The organism is Citrobacter sp. LST-B2, from assembly GCF_057983045.1.
On sequence record NZ_CP192598.1, the window covers coordinates 3,834,580 to 3,852,087 of the forward strand.

Annotated in this window: 14 protein-coding genes; 3 read left to right on the plus strand and 11 right to left on the minus strand. The window is 51.1% G+C overall.

The features are described from left to right. Window positions 1–123 precede the first annotated feature (123 nt). A complete protein-coding gene (queD, locus tag ACQ0PY_RS18500; protein ID WP_044254982.1) occupies window positions 124–486 on the plus strand; it encodes a 6-carboxytetrahydropterin synthase QueD in 363 nt (120 codons plus the stop codon). 84 nt (window positions 487–570) lie between these two features. On the opposite strand, the gene queE is transcribed toward queD, so the two are convergent. The 3 genes from queE to ACQ0PY_RS18515 form a co-directional block, all read right to left on the minus strand. Further along, on the minus strand, window positions 571–1,242 hold the full coding sequence (gene queE, locus ACQ0PY_RS18505; protein WP_042999521.1) for a 7-carboxy-7-deazaguanine synthase QueE: 672 nt from the start codon (window positions 1,240–1,242) through the stop codon (window positions 571–573). Window positions 1,243–1,313: 71 nt separating this feature from the next. Then, a complete protein-coding gene (locus ACQ0PY_RS18510; protein WP_042999520.1) occupies window positions 1,314–2,003 on the minus strand; it encodes an N-acetylmannosamine-6-phosphate 2-epimerase in 690 nt (229 codons plus the stop codon). Continuing rightward, on the minus strand, window positions 2,003–3,559 hold the full coding sequence (locus tag ACQ0PY_RS18515; protein ID WP_109740586.1) for a maltose/glucose-specific PTS transporter subunit IIC: 1,557 nt from the start codon (window positions 3,557–3,559) through the stop codon (window positions 2,003–2,005). The genes ACQ0PY_RS18510 and ACQ0PY_RS18515 overlap by 1 nt, the downstream gene beginning before the upstream one ends. 165 nt (window positions 3,560–3,724) lie before the next feature. Here ACQ0PY_RS18515 and ACQ0PY_RS18520 point away from each other — a divergent pair, with 165 nt between their 5' ends. Then, window positions 3,725–4,549 (plus strand): MurR/RpiR family transcriptional regulator, encoded by an 825-nt coding sequence (locus ACQ0PY_RS18520; protein WP_042999519.1) that lies wholly within the window; start codon window positions 3,725–3,727, stop codon window positions 4,547–4,549. 648 nt (window positions 4,550–5,197) lie between these two features. On the opposite strand, the gene ACQ0PY_RS18525 is transcribed toward ACQ0PY_RS18520, so the two are convergent. From ACQ0PY_RS18525 to rlmD, 8 genes are all read right to left on the minus strand, one after another. Next, window positions 5,198–5,545 (minus strand): hypothetical protein, encoded by a 348-nt coding sequence (locus ACQ0PY_RS18525; RefSeq protein WP_061069661.1) that lies wholly within the window; start codon window positions 5,543–5,545, stop codon window positions 5,198–5,200. Between the two features lie 4 nt (window positions 5,546–5,549). Continuing rightward, a complete protein-coding gene (locus ACQ0PY_RS18530; RefSeq protein WP_054176857.1) occupies window positions 5,550–6,335 on the minus strand; it encodes a DUF4225 domain-containing protein in 786 nt (261 codons plus the stop codon). A gap of 12 nt (window positions 6,336–6,347) precedes the next feature. Further along, window positions 6,348–6,662, minus strand: coding sequence for a hypothetical protein (locus tag ACQ0PY_RS18535; protein ID WP_054176856.1), 315 nt, complete (start codon window positions 6,660–6,662; stop codon window positions 6,348–6,350). A 200-nt stretch (window positions 6,663–6,862) separates the two neighbouring features. Continuing rightward, window positions 6,863–8,158 carry a phosphopyruvate hydratase gene (eno, locus tag ACQ0PY_RS18540; protein ID WP_042999518.1) on the minus strand — a complete coding sequence of 432 codons (1,296 nt, stop codon included), beginning with the start codon at window positions 8,156–8,158 and terminating at the stop codon, window positions 6,863–6,865. A gap of 89 nt (window positions 8,159–8,247) precedes the next feature. Beyond that, a complete protein-coding gene (gene pyrG, locus ACQ0PY_RS18545) occupies window positions 8,248–9,885 on the minus strand; it encodes a glutamine hydrolyzing CTP synthase (protein WP_042999517.1) in 1,638 nt (545 codons plus the stop codon). Window positions 9,886–10,235: 350 nt separating this feature from the next. Continuing rightward, window positions 10,236–11,027, minus strand: coding sequence for a nucleoside triphosphate pyrophosphohydrolase (mazG, locus tag ACQ0PY_RS18550; protein ID WP_042999516.1), 792 nt, complete (start codon window positions 11,025–11,027; stop codon window positions 10,236–10,238). Between the two features lie 60 nt (window positions 11,028–11,087). Beyond that, window positions 11,088–13,322 carry a GTP diphosphokinase gene (relA, locus tag ACQ0PY_RS18555; RefSeq protein WP_042999515.1) on the minus strand — a complete coding sequence of 745 codons (2,235 nt, stop codon included), beginning with the start codon at window positions 13,320–13,322 and terminating at the stop codon, window positions 11,088–11,090. 51 nt (window positions 13,323–13,373) lie between these two features. Beyond that, window positions 13,374–14,672 (minus strand): 23S rRNA (uracil(1939)-C(5))-methyltransferase RlmD, encoded by a 1,299-nt coding sequence (rlmD, locus tag ACQ0PY_RS18560; protein WP_109739428.1) that lies wholly within the window; start codon window positions 14,670–14,672, stop codon window positions 13,374–13,376. 57 nt (window positions 14,673–14,729) lie between these two features. Between rlmD and barA the strand changes: the two genes are divergently transcribed. Continuing rightward, on the plus strand, window positions 14,730–17,486 hold the full coding sequence (gene barA, locus ACQ0PY_RS18565; protein ID WP_044264274.1) for a two-component sensor histidine kinase BarA: 2,757 nt from the start codon (window positions 14,730–14,732) through the stop codon (window positions 17,484–17,486). Window positions 17,487–17,508 lie beyond the last annotated feature (22 nt).

Genomic DNA, 17,508 nt, shown 5'->3' on the forward strand with positions numbered 1-17,508 from the left:
AAATGATTATTTAATATTTGCCATCTATATGTGGCATTCTGCTGCTCAGCGCCCTTTTAACTAATGCTAAAAATTGTACTTTACGGTACCCTACGGCGTTTTTTGCATTCTTGAGAGTCAATAATGTCCACCACCTTGTTTAAAGATTTCACCTTCGAAGCCGCTCACCGCCTGCCACACGTACCGGAAGGGCATAAATGTGGCCGCCTGCATGGTCACTCATTTATGGTGCGTCTTGAAATTACCGGTGAAGTCTGCCCGCATACCGGTTGGATCATGGATTTTGCCGAGTTAAAAGCCGCATTTAAGCCGACGTATGACAGGCTTGATCATTACTACCTGAACGATATTCCCGGTCTCGAAAACCCGACCAGCGAAGTACTGGCGAAATGGATTTGGGATCAGGTCAAACCGGCAGTTCCTCTGCTGAGCGCGGTGATGGTGAAAGAGACCTGTACGGCGGGCTGTGTCTATCGCGGCGAGTGAGTATTTCGTCTTGCCGGATAGCGACGTAACGCCTCTTATCCGGTTAACAGAAAAGCCCGGTAAGCTAACGCACCGGGCTTTTTATCAGGCAATATTCAGATACTTGTGCGTCTGCATCGACAGGCGCCAGTTGCGCGCGATACAGGTATCAATGCACAGGCGTGTGGCATCCTCTTTCTGGCTGATAGGTTGCAGCGCAATCACCCGCGGTTTGTCGTCGCTCAGCGTGGCGAGCAGTTCGTCCAGCGCTTCAATGTCACGCACGCGCCCGACCGGATGTTTAATCTCATTCGCGCGTTCCAGCGCCTGAGACAGAACGTCATAACCACCGCGCATGTTCACCTTCGGAGACACGGTCACCCAGGTATTTGGCGTGCAGCGCACTTCGTGTGTACCGCTGGTTTCTATCTGGCAGCTAAAACCGTTCTTTTCCAGCAAATCTGTGAGGGGCATCAGGTCATGAATACACGGTTCACCGCCGGTGATCACCACATGACGCGCGGTGTAGCCTTGTCGGCCAATCACCGCCAGCAGATCTTCACTGCTTGCCGCGCCCCATTTATCACTCTCTTTGGTTTTCGCCAGGATGCTGTACAGGGAGACTTCCCGATCCTCAAGCTTATCCCAGGTGTGTTTGGTATCGCACCAGGCACAGCCAACCGGGCATCCCTGTAAACGAATAAAAATGGCGGGGACGCCGGTAAAGTAACCCTCACCTTGCAGGGTCTGGAACATCTCGTTAATCGGGTACTGCATAGCGCTCTCAATATGGGGATAAACGATAATTATCGCAGATCCCCACCAAAGTATCATGCCCCATCGGTGCTTTACGAGGCGATCGCCGCGATAAAGCGTGCTGTTATCTGCTGCGGACGAGTGATTGCCCCGCCAACCACCACGGTGTGAGCGCCTAATGCCAGGCAGCGTGCGGCGCGTTCCGGGGTATCGACGTTCCCTTCCGCCACGACCGGAACGCTGACCGCAGCCAACACTTCACGTAAGAATCCGCAGTCATTTTCCACCAGCACATGCCCGGCGGTTTCTGCGGTATAGCCGTAAAGCGTGGTGCCCACACAGTCAAAACCCAGACGCTCGGCTGTCACCGCCTCGTCTACGGTGGCTATATCCGCCATCAGTAGTACGGACGGGTAGCGAGCACGGATCTGCGTGACCAACTCTTCCAGCGTCTGCCCACCGGGGCGCGGCCGCGCAGTGGCATCCAGAGCAATAATTTCCGGCTCAACGGTCATCAGCTCATCCACTTCCTGGAGAGTGGCCGTGATAAACACCTCACTGCCAGGGTAATCGCGTTTGATTATCCCAATCACCGGCAGGGAGACGCACTCTTTGATAGCACGAATGTCCACCACGCTGTTCGCACGGATACCTGCCGCACCGCCTTGTGCTGCCGCCAGCGCCATACGAGACATAATAAACGGACTGTGCAGAGGCTCATTTTCCAGCGCCTGACAGGAGACGATTAATTTACCTTTCAGGGGATCCAGTACAGTTTTCATTACGATAACATCTCTTCGACTTCGTTTTTAATGATGGTGACATGCGGGCCATAAATCACCTGAACACCGTTGCCGCGAATAATCACGCCACGGGCTCCGGTCGCTTTCAGCGCCGCTTCATCTACTTTGCTGCTCTCTTTCACCGTCACGCGTAAGCGCGTGGCGCAACAGTCCACCTCTTCCAAATTCTCTTTGCCTCCCAGCCCAGCGATGACTGCCACTGCGCGTTCACTTTGAGACAAGCCGGATTCAAGCGGGGTTGCGTTCTCACGTCCTGGCGTCAGCCAGCCAAAGCGGGTGATCAAATAGCGGAAAGTGAAGTAGTAGAGGAAGAACCACGGTATTCCCACCATGGGGACATACATCCAGTTGGTTTTAGCTTCTCCCTGTAACACGCCGAAGAGGAGGAAATCGATAAGCCCACCTGAAAAGGTTTGCCCAATCGTGATATGTAAAATATGGGCGATCATAAACGCCAGACCATCGAAGAAGGCGTGAATGACATATAACACAGGCGCGACAAACAGGAAGGAGAACTCAATAGGCTCAGTGATTCCCGTCAGGAAAGAGGTCAGGGCGGCCGACAGAAGCAGTCCGGCGACAACCTTTCTGTTCTCCGGCTTTGCGGTGTGGTACATCGCCAGACATGCGCCAACCAGACCAAACATCATGGTGATAAAGCGACCGGACATAAAGCGCGCGGTACCCGCATAGAACTGCTGCGTATTCGGATCGGCAAGTTGGGCAAAGAAAATCCGCTGCGTACCTTCCACCAACTGGCCGTTGACGATTTCGCTGCCGCCCAGCGCCGTCGTCCAGAACGGCAAATAAAAGATATGGTGTAAACCCAGTGGGCCAAGCATACGCAGGATGAAGCCGTACAATAGCGTCCCCAGATAGCCCGTCGCATCCACCAGACCGCCCAGTCCAAAAATGAGTTTCTGGAAATGCGGCCACACCACCGTCATAACCGCACCCACTACAATCGCGGCAAGGGAGCTGATAATCGGTACAAAACGCGAACCGCTAAAAAAACCGAGGAACTGAGGTAGTGAGACTTTATTGAAACGGCTATGCAACGCGCAGGTGACAAGACCCATCACCACACCACCAAACACGCCTGTTTCCAGCGTCTGAATACCAAGCGTCATCCCCTGGCCAACAGCACCGGGGTTCTCTTGCGCCAGCGTTCCGTTGAGCGTTAATAAGGCGTTGATGGTGGCGTTCATCACCAGAAATGCCAGCAATGCCGCAAGCCCGGCAGTGCCTTTATCTGTTTTCGCCAGCCCCACGGCGACACCGACCGCAAAGAGTACCGACAGATTGGCAAACACAATGGAACCTGCGCTGGTCATGATCGTGAAGATGGCCTGCAGCCAGTCGACATCTAAAAACGGATAAGCCGTCAATGTGTTTGGATTGGACAACGCGCCACCAATCCCTAACAACAGCCCTGCTGCGGGCAATACCGCAATCGGCAGCATGAAGGATTTGCCAAACCGCTGCGCTTTTTCAAACCATCCCCCGGATGAGGCGCCGCTAAACATTTGCATCATTTTTTCATCTCCTCGATTATTGATGAAAATTTTTACCATATTAATTTTTATAAATGAAAATTATCATCAAAATCCAGGAAGCCGATCATACTTTTTTAAAATGTCTGGCATCTCTCCCCTGCTTTCCGCCACACTATCAACAGATAAACGCATTAAGGATTTTGCATGTCTGAAAATGAAAACCTGCTGCTGAGATTGCGGCAGAGCGTTGATGGATACAGCCGAACACAACAGAAGCTAGGCGAGTTTGTACTCAGCGATCCGGCAAAAGTGGTCTACCTGACGATTACCGAACTGGCGCGTGAAAGCGGCACCAGCGAGGCTAGCGTCACACGTCTGTGTCGAACGCTAGGGTGTAAGGGCTATAACGAATTCAAAATGGCGCTGGCACTCGATCTCCGACAAGGACAGTCTGTCGAGCACAGCGGCGATGAGATTGACAATGTGGTCAATGAATCCGTCCAGGCGCTGCAGGACACAGCAAAATTACTCGACAGGACCTTACTGGAAGCCGCCGCGCTTGCACTGCATCAGGCTCAGTCAGTGCAGATTTATGGCGTAGCAGCCAGTGCCATTCTGGGGGAGTATTTACATTACAAACTCCTGCGTCTGGGTAAACCCGCACAATTGTTCAGCGATATGCACCGTGCTGCCATGAACGCCACAACGCTTAGTAAAAACACGCTCGTAGTGGCAATTTCCAGTTCAGGCTCCACGCGCGATCTGCTGCATGTTGTAAAGCTAGCGTGTAAACAAGGTGTGCGCGTAGTGGCGCTGAGTAATACGCCGCGCAGCCCGTTAGCATCGCTTAGTGATATTCAACTGGTCGCAGCCAAACCAGAAGGTCCGTTGAGTGCCGGCGCGCTAAACGCCAAGGTGGGTGTGATGCTGTTGATAGAACTGCTCACCACATCGCTAATCGCACTGGATGAAAAGTACAGCGATGTAAGCCAGAAAACAGCCAGCGCGACCCTGCCGCTACTGCTTTAAAGACATAAAAAACCCGCCGAAGCGGGTTTTTACGTTAAGAATTAAAGAACAGGCTTACAAATAATCATGGTGGGGACGCCGGTAAAATCCCCTCTTCTTGCAGAGGCTGGAACATCTCCTGAATGTATCCTGTTGGCGTTCTCAGTATGAAGATAAGCAATAATTTTCACAGATTCCGGAAACGGTCATGCACTGCGCTTGTGTAAGGTAAGATTTACCTGTTTGCCGCAAAACATATATCGAGCTTAGTTCCTCTACCGCTTACCCATTAGCTTAATCTGTAACTTGATGCTCCAAACCAGATTGATAAAGAAAGGGTTAAAAAAGACTGACATCAAGGCTAAGAGGAGGCAGCAAAGTATAAACACTATAAATAGCTCAACCCCTCCCATTGTTGCAGGAAAAAGCATGGAGAAAAATAACGCGCCACCCCATGCATAGTACTTCCAGGCATGGAGAAAAAAAGCGTGGCTTACGCTGATGTTTTTCTTTCTCGCTAACTTAAGCAAGAAACGAATGTTTTTTCTTTCATCCCAGCATTCACGAGTATTGTCTTTATGTCGTTATTCATAACAACCATCAATTAAAATAATTAGAACATACAAAAATACTATCCAGTGTCTCATTAAAGTAACACCAGACAATCATTTAAAGCCCTCGTAATTTGATATAAACTTTCCAAATCTTAAAGTAATTTTTATGAAGCCGACAGGTTAACTCGATAACAAAAAATAACAACCCAAATATTAAAAAAAACGCCCATAACTCATTGAAATCTTTTTGTGCAATTGAAAAGGTAAAAAATGACATGACAAAAAGCAAGATAATATCAACTTTAATGACACTTGCATCAGTTAATAAATAAGCCTTTTGTAAGCTTATCTTATTTTCATTAGCAACGCGGATAAGTTTCTGTGTTTTATACTCACTTAAACCCGCAAGTCTAATACTCTCAGTTAAAGCCTTATCATTTTGATCATATATTTTGAAGAACATGGCTTTATTCCCTCAAATCGGACCAGTTAGTGCTTTCTCCACCAAGAAGTTGATAAATAGTGAATCCACTAGCTGCATCACCGGTTAACTCATTAGCCCCCCCAACAGCTCCAAGGGTTCTCCAGTTCCGAATATAGTCTTCCTGTATATAGCGGAATAATTTCCACGAATCTGTCCTCAGCGTCAGCGTTGAAACCGAGCCTAAAGAAAGAACAAGATCTCCCGTTGAAAAAGCAATATCACCAACCTTATCATCCCCACCCAATAGCTTTGCTGCCTGACGGTAGGCATACCGCAAAGGCATTTTCTTAGGGTCATCATGATATAATAAATAATAACCATTTTCCCAAACATTCTCGCTTCCCTGCATCATTAAAGGAATCCCATAACTTTTACAGGCAGCACCAAGGCTTGCTTTACATAAACCAAAACCACCGATTGTTTGCATTGCCCCACTAACAAATCCGATTTGTTTTAATGCTATAGTAAGAGTAGAATGCCTTTCTCTTTCACGCTCAGCTATTACATATAATTTAACACTCCCCATTCTCAAGTTCATATGATACTTAATTAAAGAATTATGATATTCACGTAGTCTATCCATTGTTCTACCGAAATCCAATTTCCCGTATCGATATTCATCAAGGCAACCTGATGTAAATCTACGTTCCTCTATCATATATTTTGTACGTATAGCTGAATCATGAATATATTGAAAGCCGATATCATAGACAAGCCGGTCAATCCTTTCTTTTTCACGTTGCAAATTCATTAATCCATAACTACTCAAAATAACCTCCTGTTATTTACCGAGCAACTTATATTGAATCTTAATACTCCAAAGTAAATTTATGACAAACGGTGTATAGAAGAGTGAAATGAAAGCTACAGCGATACAAAAGAGAACGTTTACTATAAAGAACTCTATTCCCTCAGAAAGTGATGCGAAAATTACTGACAATAGTAAGGCTATACTCCAGGCGTAATATGTCCAGGCATAAAGAAAAAATGCCCGACTTAAGCTGATATTTTTTACTTTCGCCTGTTTCATCAGGATAGTAGCATCTTTCCTTTTCATGCCCGCTTTCGCCAGCATCTCTTCCAATTCATTATCCATTCAATATTTCCATCATTTGTTGATGATAAATATAAAAAATATATACAAGCAATAATCACACCTTTAAATTACTCTTCGTAAAATAATAGCAAAGTGACAAAGATCAAATCGTTTATTAAAATATTCAATCAATAATAAATTACAGACATAAAAAAACCCGCCGAAGCGGGTTTCTTAGAGTGTAAAGCGACAGTAATAAATTACTGACCTTTGATCTCTTTACGACCGTTGTACGGTGCTTTTTCACCCAGCGCTTCTTCGATACGAATCAGCTGGTTGTATTTAGCAACGCGGTCAGAACGGCTCATAGAACCCGTTTTGATCTGGCCTGCAGCAGTACCCACAGCCAGGTCAGCGATGGTAGCATCTTCAGTTTCACCGGAACGGTGAGAGATCACAGCTGTGTAGCCAGCGTCTTTCGCCATCTTGATTGCAGCCAGCGTTTCGGTCAGAGAACCGATCTGGTTGAATTTGATCAGGATGGAGTTAACGATGCCTTTTTCGATACCTTCTTTCAGGATCTTGGTGTTGGTTACGAACAGGTCGTCACCAACCAGCTGGATTTTGTCGCCCAATACTTTGGTCTGGTATGCAAAACCATCCCAGTCAGACTCGTCCAGACCGTCTTCGATAGAAACGATCGGATACTGTTTGGTCAGGTCTTCCAGGAAGTGAGTGAATTCTTCAGAGGTGAACGCTTTGTTGCCTTCGCCAGCCAGAACGTATTTACCGTCTTTGTAGAATTCAGATGCTGCGCAGTCCATCGCCAGAGTGATGTCTTTGCCCAGCTCGTAGCCAGCAGCTTTAACCGCTTCAGCAATGACAGCCAGCGCTTCAGCGTTGGAGCCCAGGTTCGGCGCATAGCCACCTTCGTCACCCACAGCAGTGTTCATGCCTTTCGCTTTCAGCACTTTAGCCAGGTTGTGGAACACTTCAGAACCCATACGTACGGCTTCTTTCAGGGTTTTCGCGCCAACTGGCTGAATCATGAATTCCTGGATGTCGACGTTGTTGTCAGCGTGCTCACCACCGTTGATGATGTTCATCATCGGAACCGGCATGGAGTATTTGCCCGGAGTACCATTCAGCTCAGCGATGTGCTCGTACAGCGGCATGCCTTTAGCAGCAGCAGCAGCTTTGGCGTTAGCCAGAGACACAGCCAGGATGGCGTTCGCGCCGAAGTTGGATTTGTTTTCAGTACCGTCCAGATCGATCATGATCTTGTCGATGCCAGCCTGATCTTTGGCATCTTTGCCAAGGATAGCCTGAGCGATCGGGCCGTTAACCGCGCCAACAGCTTTCAGTACGCCTTTACCCATGAAGCGGGCTTTGTCGCCATCGCGCAGTTCCAGCGCTTCGCGGGAGCCTGTAGAAGCACCTGACGGAGCTGCTGCCATACCGACGAAACCACCTTCCAGGTGTACTTCGGCTTCAACAGTCGGGTTACCACGGGAGTCGATGATTTCACGACCGATGACTTTAACGATTTTGGACATTAGGTTTTCCTCAGTACAAGTTAAACTAAAACTCCAGACAAACAACGCGTACCTTTGGTACGCGTTGCCGTTCTAACTTTTTTTACTTCTTACTTCGCCTGACGCTTCTGATGCTCGCTGGCGGCTTTCACAAAGCCAGCAAACAGCGGATGTCCATCACGTGGCGTGGAAGTAAATTCCGGATGGAACTGACAGGCCACGAACCACGGATGATTCGGTACCTCAATGATCTCGACCAACTGATCATCACCGGAACGGCCTGCAACACGCAGACCCGCAGCTTCAATCTGTTTCAACAGCATATTGTTGACTTCGTAACGATGGCGATGACGTTCAACAATAGTCGGCGTGCCGTACAACTGACGGACCAGACTATCGTCGCCAAGCTGACACTGCTGCGCGCCAAGACGCATGGTGCCACCCAGATCGCTCTTCTCGGTACGGACTTCAACGTTACCGTCTTCGTCACGCCATTCGGTAATCAGCGCCACAACCGGGTACTTACAGTCTGGCACAAATTCCGTCGAGTTGGCGTTGTCCATACCGGCGACATTACGCGCAAACTCAATCAACGCAACCTGCATACCCAGGCAAATGCCCAGATAAGGAATATTGTTCTCACGCGCATAGCGTGCAGTCGCGATCTTGCCTTCTACGCCACGGTAGCCGAAGCCGCCAGGGATCAGGATAGCGTCCAAATCTTTCAGGATTTCGACACCGCGTGTTTCAACATCCTGCGAATCAATCAGCTTGATGTTGACGGTCACGCGATTTTTCAGACCGCCGTGTTTCAGCGCTTCAATCACGGATTTATAGGCATCCGGCAGTTCAATGTACTTGCCAACCATCCCAATCGTGACTTCGCCTGCCGGGTTCGCTTCTTCGTAAATTACCTGTTCCCATTCGGCCAGGTTAGCTTCCGGACACTCTAAGCTGAATCGTTTACAAATATAATCGTCCAGGCCCTGTGATTTCAACATGCCTGGAATTTTATAGATGGAATCGACATCTTTCAGAGAAATCACCGCTTTTTCCGGAACGTTACAGAACAATGCAATTTTCGCACGTTCGTTTGCCGGGACAGCGCGGTCAGAGCGGCAAATCAGGATATCTGGCTGGATACCGATAGAGAGCAGCTCTTTTACAGAGTGCTGCGTCGGTTTTGTTTTCACTTCACCTGCCGCTGCCATGTACGGAACCAGCGTCAGATGCATAAACAGTGTGTGTTCACGGCCAATTTCAACGGCCATCTGGCGAATCGCTTCAAGGAACGGCAGAGATTCGATATCACCAACGGTACCGCCGATTTCGACCAGCACAACGTCATGGCCTTCGCCGCCTTCCAGCACGCGTTCTTTAATGGCATTGGTGATGTGCGGGATAACCTGTACGGTCGCGCCCAGATAGTCGCCACGGCGCTCTTTGCGCAGAACGTCAGAGTAAATACGACCCGTGGTGAAGTTGTTGCGGCGGCTCATTTTGGTGCGAATGAAACGCTCGTAGTGACCCAGGTCCAGGTCGGTTTCAGCGCCGTCTTCAGTAACGAACACTTCCCCGTGTTGGATTGGGCTCATGGTGCCAGGATCGACGTTGATATACGGATCCAGTTTCATGATGGTCACGTTGAGGCCACGGGCTTCAAGAATGGCTGCGAGGGAGGCTGCGGCAATGCCTTTACCCAGAGAGGATACGACCCCGCCGGTCACAAAAATATAGTTCGTTGTCATGCTGAACCTGAGAAGTTAGGGTGAAACGATGGAATAACCAGGACGGGAAAGTAGTATACCCGAACATGACGTACGCCACAAACTTTCATTATCCCCTCTCCTTCGTTCTTCAAGCCGCACCGGTGTTGGCTTCCTTCACTCACCCCAGTCACATAGCATTTCTATGTTTCTGGGGATTCTTTCAGTCGCCGCCGTGTTGCGACTCGAATAACTCGAAGAAGCAGTATACACGGTGTCTCATCAACATAACGGGAAGAGAAAATAGCCTCTTTGAAGTAAATGTTTTTGACGCAAATCAAGCGCTTGTTATTTAAAAAATCACACAAAACGCCCTTGACCGCGCAATTCCCTTAGAGATCAATTTCCTGCCGTTTTACCTGTTGCCAGACTTCTTCCATCGTTTCCAGGTCAACACCGGTCATTTCCAGGCCGCGCGCCGCCACAATCCGTTCGACCTCACGAAAACGCCGCTCGAACTTTTCGTTGGCTTTTTGCAGAGCGGTCTCCGCTTTGGTGCCTAAATGACGGGCCATATTGACGGTGGCAAACAGCAAATCGCCCATTTCCTCTTCCAGTTTAGCCTGGTCGACAACGACCTGCCGGGCCTCGTGCATGACCTCGTCGATCTCTTCATACACCTTATCGACCACTGGTCCCAGCGTCGTCCAGTCAAAACCGACATTCGAACAGCGCTTCTGGATTTTCTGCGCCCGCATTAGCGCTGGTAAACTGCGCGGAATATCATCGAGGGCAGAATGCTGCGCTTTTTGCGCTCGTTCGCCGGTTTTGATTTGTTCCCAGCGGGCCAGCACTTCAGTGCTGTTGTTGACCTGGGCATCCGCAAAAACATGCGGGTGGCGACGCTCGAGTTTGTCACTGATGGCGGCACAAATATCATTGAAATCAAAGCGCCCTTCTTCCTGGGCTATTTGTGCGTAAAACACGACCTGAAACAGTAGATCTCCCAGCTCACCGCGCAGATCGTCAAAATCCTCACGGGAAATCGCGTCGAGCACTTCGTAGGTTTCTTCAAGGGTGTAAGGGGCGAGCGTGGCGAAAGTCTGTTCGTTATCCCACGGACAGCCGGTTTTCGGGTCGCGCAGGCGTTGCATGATGCCAAGCAGGCGGTCAATTTGGGTCATTGGAACATCCTGAAAACACAGGCCCGATAAGCGAGGCGCCACCGGGCCTGGAAAGTAAAATTAATTGCCGTGCAAACGACGCGCGTCAATCACATCAGGTACCTGATTCAGCTTGCTGAGCACGCGTCCCAGCACCTGCAGGTTGTAGATTTCAATTGTCATATCGATAGTAGCAAGCTGTTGTTTGGTATCGCTACGACTGGCAACGCCGAGCACATTGACCTTCTCGTTCGCCAGAATCGTCGTGATATCACGCAATAAACCGCTGCGATCGTTGGCCTGTACGCGCACTACCAGCGAGTATCCCGCCGAATAGCTTTCACCCCACACGGCGTCCACAAGGCGTTCCGGCGCATGCGCACGCAGTTCGACCAGTTGCTCACAGTCCGCCCGATGGACGGAAATCCCACGGCCCTGGGTAATAAACCCAACAATCTCATCACCTGGAATCGGCTGGCAGCAACGGGCAATGTGATGCATCAAATTACCTACGCCTTCCACAACAACACGCCCATCGTCTTTACGCCGGTTCTGCGGCGCATGCGTTTTCTGCTGAAGCTGTTTCAGCGCGGCGGCGTCTTCTTCGGCGGCGCTCGGTTTGTTGAACTGCGATTGCAGGAAGTTCACCATCTGGTTCAGACGGATATCGCCCCCGCCAATCGCCGCCAGCAGTTCCTCCAGCTCGTTGAAGTTGTAGCGCGGCAGCAGATGCTTTTCCGCTTCTTTCAGGCTGATCCCTAAATGCGACAGCTCGTCATCCAGAATCTGCCGTCCGGCAAGGATGTTCTTATCGCGGTCCTGTTTACGGAACCAGGCGTGGATTTTCGAGCGCCCACGGCTGGTCGTCACATAGCCCAGATTCGGATTCAGCCAGTCGCGGCTCGGGTTCGGCTGTTTCTGGGTGATGATTTCGATCTGATCGCCCATCTGCAACTGATAGGTAAACGGCACGATGCGCCCACCGATTTTCGCCCCAATACAACGGTGCCCCACATCACTATGAATGTGATACGCAAAGTCGAGCGGCGTAGAGCCCGCGGGCAGATCCACAACATCGCCTTTCGGCGTAAAGACGTAGACCCGATCGTCAAACACCTGACTGCGCACTTCGTCGAGCATTTCGCCAGAGTCCGCCATCTCTTCCTGCCAGGCGATCAGCTTACGCAGCCAGGCAATGCGGTCCTCATGGCCGGAACGCGCCCCGCCTGCGGCTGCGCCTTCTTTATACTTCCAGTGCGCGGCGACGCCCAGCTCAGCGTCCTCATGCATTTGTTTAGTACGAATCTGGATCTCTACCGTTTTGCCGCCGGGCCCCAACACCACGGTGTGAATCGACTGATAGCCATTCGGTTTCGGGTTGGCGACATAGTCGTCAAACTCATCCGGCAGATGGCGATAGTGCGTGTGGACAATGCCCAGCGCGGCGTAGCAGTCCTGCAAGCGCTCGGCGACGATACGCACGGCGCGCACGTCAAACAGCTCATCAAATGCCAGATGCTTTTTCTGCATTTTTCGCCAGATGCTGTAGATGTGTTTCGGGCGTCCATACACTTCCGCCTTTACGCCTTCCGTTTTCATCTCTGAGCGCAAATGACTCACGAACTCTTCAATGTAGTGCTCACGATCGATACGCCGTTCATGCAGCAGTTTGGCAATGCGTTTGTACTCGGCAGGATGCAGATAGCGGAAGCAATAATCTTCCAGCTCCCATTTCAGCTGACCGATACCTAATCGGTTCGCCAGCGGCGCATAGATGTTAGTGCACTCTTTTGCCGCCAACACGCGCTCATCTTCCGGTGCGTCTTTCACCTCGCGCAGATGGGCGATTCGTTCAGCAAGTTTGATGACCACACAGCGGAAATCGTCGACCATCGCCAGCAGCATGCGCCGCACGTTGTCGACCTGCTCGGAGGAGACGGAATCGGTATGGGTCGCTTTCAACTGGCGAATGGCCGCCATGTCACGCACGCCATGAATCAGATTGACGATAGACTTACCTACGCTTTCCTGCAGGGTATCTTCGCTAACGACATTGGCATCTGCCAGAGGGAACAGCAGCGCTGCCCGCAGCGTGTCGATATCCATACTGAGTGTCGAGAGGATTTCCACCATCTCCACGCCACGCCACAGCAGCAGTTCCGCATCCGGATGCCCCTGTGTCTGTTGCAGGCAATACGCCCAGGTTTCGGCTAAGCGTTCACATGACTGCTGGCTGGTGATCCCAAGACTTTCGATCCACTTTTTCGGGTCAAATTCCCCAGCTTTGTTTAGATGCGCACTTCTTACCGCAACCATTGTCCTCTCCTTAAGGGACGTGACCTGTCGAAGTCGACAAGTCGTGATTCATTATGAATGCTCAAACAATGCCATCGATTCCAGGTGTCCCGTGTGGGGGAACATGTCAAGCATCGCCAGCCGTTGTATTTGATATCCTGCGCGTAATAACGCCTCACTATCCCGCGCCAGCGTGGCAGGATTACAGGATACATAAACAATGCGGCCAGGCTGCAATTTTATAATATGTTGCATCACGCCCGCAGCCCCTGCGCGCGCAGGGTCGAGCAAGATTTTATCAAAACCGTTTTTGGCCCACGGCTGTCGGGTAACATCCTCTTCAAGATTTTCATGAAAGAATGTCACATTGTGTAATCCATTTTGTTGTGCATTTTCGCGCCCTTTTTCCACCAGCGCAGGCACGCCTTCCACCCCGACAACGCTTGCCGCCCGGATTGCCAACGGGAGTGTGAAATTGCCCATCCCGCAGAAGAGATCCAGCACGCGATCGCCAGGCTGTACGTCCAGCCATTCCAGCGCGCTGGCCACCATTTTCTGGTTCACCCCTGCATTGACCTGAATAAAATCACGCGGACTGAAGTTTAAGCGTAGCCCGTTTGATTCATACCAGGGCGTCTGACCAGAAACCGTTTCCAGTATCTCGCTTTGCGGTGCCAGATACAGAGACAGTCCCTTTGAATGCGAAAAGCGTTCCAGTTTTTCGTTATCCGCACGACTTAACGGCGCGGTATGGCGCAGAATCATCAGCATACCGCTGTCTGCCTGCACCAGTTCAACATGTCCCAGATGGCGAATTCCCTGCAGGCTGCCAAGGCATGCCCTGAGATCGGGCAGCAATGCTTCAAGTTGGGGCACCAGAATGGGGCACTGTCTGACATCAACGATGTCACTGGACGCTGACTTGCGAAATCCCATCTGGAACTGCTGGGTCTTGGGTTGGAAGTTGAGACTTAAACGTGCGCGACGGCGATAGCCCCACGGCGCATCGGCGATCACCTCGGTGACATCGTTATTCATCAGGCGTGACAGCGCGGCGCTTTTACTGCGCTGCTGCAGTTCGATACTCGCGTGCTGTTGCTGACAGCCGCCGCAAATGCCAAAGTGCGGACAGCGCGGCGTGACGCGATCCGGGCTATCATTCAAACGGCGCTTAACCTGAGCTTTCGCGTACTGTTTTTTATCTTCGGTGATCGCCACGTCCGCACTTTCCTGCGGCAACAATCCGGGGATAAACAACGTCTTTCCGTTGTGTCGCGCAACGCCCTGACCAAAAGAATCGAGGTCATTGACGGTAACGGTTATGATCTGGCGCGTCGTCACGCGCCGTTTTGCAGAGTAGAATTGCGCCATCGACGAGAATATTCTCAATTTAACAGTGTGACCCTAATTGTCCCATAACGGAACTCCATGACCAACTACAGCCTGCGCGCTCGCATGATGATTCTGATCCTGGCCCCGACCGTGCTTATCGGTTTACTGCTTAGTATCTTTTTCGTTGTGCATCGCTACCACGACTTGCAGCGTCAACTGGAAGATGCCGGTGCCAGTATCATCGAGCCTCTCGCGGTCTCTACCGAATACGGTATGAACCTGCAAAACCGCGAATCCATCGGCCAGCTCATTAGCGTTTTGCATCGCCGCCACTCAGAGATTGTGCGGGCGATTTCGGTCTACGACGAGAACAATCACCTCTTCGTCACCTCGAATTTCAATCTCAATCCGTCGGAAATGCAACTGCCTCCGGGCTCACCGTTTCCGCGCCGACTGAGCGTTCAGGGTCAGGGCGATATTTTAATCCTGCGCACGCCGATCATTTCAGAAAGCTATTCGCTTGACGAATCCCCGGCCACTGATGCGAAAAACGCGGGTAATATGTTGGGATATGTGGCGCTTGAACTCGATCTCAAGTCGGTCCGCTTACAACAGTATAAAGAAATCTTCATTTCTTCCGTCATGATGCTGTTTTGTATCGGCATTGCGCTGATCTTTGGCTGGCGTCTGATGCGCGATGTGACAGGGCCGATTCGCAACATGGTCAATACGGTTGACCGCATCCGCCGGGGGCAACTCGACAGCCGCGTGGAGGGCTTTATGCTCGGCGAGCTGGATGTGTTGAAAAACGGCATTAACTCAATGGCCATGTCGCTCGCGGCCTATCACGAAGAGATGCAGCACAATATCGATCAGGCGACCTCCGATTTGCGTGAAACGCTCGAGCAGATGGAGATCCAGAACGTCGAGCTGGATCTCGCGAAAAAGCGTGCGCAGGAAGCCGCGCGCATCAAGTCTGAATTTTTGGCCAACATGTCCCATGAGCTGCGTACCCCGCTGAACGGCGTGATCGGCTTTACGCGCCTGACGCTGAAAACCGAGCTGAATACCACCCAGCGCGACCACCTGAATACCATCGAGCGTTCGGCAAATAACCTGCTGGCAATCATCAACGACGTTCTCGATTTCTCTAAGCTGGAAGCGGGTAAACTTATTCTCGAAAGCATTCCCTTTGCCCTGCGCAATACGCTCGATGAAGTGGTGACGCTGCTGGCGCATTCGTCGCACGACAAAGGGCTGGAGCTGACGCTCAATATTAAGAATGACGTACCGGATAACGTGATTGGCGACCCGCTGCGTTTACAGCAGGTCATCACTAATCTGGTCGGTAACGCGATTAAATTCACCGAGAGCGGCAACATCGACATTCTGGTGGAAAAGCGTTCGCTGAGTAACACCAAAGTGCAGATCGAAGTGCAGATCCGCGATACCGGCATCGGTATCCCCGAGCGCGACCAGTCACGCCTGTTCCAGGCTTTCCGTCAGGCCGATGCCAGTATTTCCCGTCGCCACGGCGGTACCGGACTGGGGCTGGTGATCACGCAGAAGCTGGTTAACGAGATGGGCGGTGATATCTCCTTCCACAGCCAGCCGAATCGCGGCTCAACCTTCTGGTTCCACATCAATCTCGATCTGAATCCGAATGTGATTAAGGATGGCCCGGCGACCACCTGCCTGGTGGGTAAACGTATTGCCTACATCGAGCCAAATGCCGCTGCCGCGCAGTGTACGCTGGATATTCTTAGCGAAACGCCGCTGGAGGTGATTTATAGCCCAACGTTTTCCGCACTGGCCGTTGAGCACTACGACTTTATGCTGCTTGGCGTTGCCGTCACCTTCAAAGAGCCGCTGACAATGCAGCACGAGCGGCTGATTCAGGCAACCAAAATGACCGAATTCCTGATGCTGGCGCTGCCGTGCCACGCTCAGGTGAACGCCGAGAAACTCAAACAGGACGGTGTGGCAAGTTGTCTGCTAAAACCCCTGACCTCCACGCGTCTGCTGCCCGCGCTGGTGGATTTGTGTCGTCAGAATCACCCCGAAAGCGCGCTGGTCTCAGACGAAAGCAAAATTGCCATGACGGTTATGGCGGTTGATGATAATCCAGCCAACCTGAAGCTGATCGGCGCACTGCTGGACGATCTGGTTCAACATGTTGAGCTGTGTGATAGCGGCCAACAGGCGGTCGATCGCGCGAAGCAGATGCAATTTGATCTGATCCTGATGGATATTCAGATGCCGGACATGGATGGCATTCGGGCTTGCGAACTGATCCACCAGCTTCCTCATCAACAGCAAACCCCGGTGATCGCCGTCACCGCGCACGCGATGGCAGGCCAGAAAGAGAAATTGCTGAGTGCCGGAATGAATGACTATCTGGCAAAACCGATCGAAGAAGAGAAGCTGTTTAATCTGCTGCAACGCTACAAACCAGGCGCAAGTGTTCCGACACGCCGGCTTAGCGCTGAACCGATCGAACCGGTTTTCAACCCAAATGCCACGCTGGACTGGCAACTGGCGCTACGCCAGGCCGCCGGAAAACCCGATCTGGCACGCGATATGCTGCAAATGCTGATCGATTTTCTGCCGGAAGTGCGTAATAAAATCGAAGAGCAGTTGGTAGGGGAAAATCCACAAGGATTAATCGATTTGATTCATAAGCTGCATGGCAGTTGCGGTTATAGCGGCGTACCGCGCATGAAGAATTTGTGTCAGTTGCTGGAAAGCCAGTTACGCGAAGGGACGCCAGAAGAAGATCTGGAACCCGAGTTTCTGGAACTGCTGGACGAGATGGATAACGTGGCGCGTGAAGCGCGAAAATGGCTATTGTAGGCCGGACAGGCAGCGCGCCATC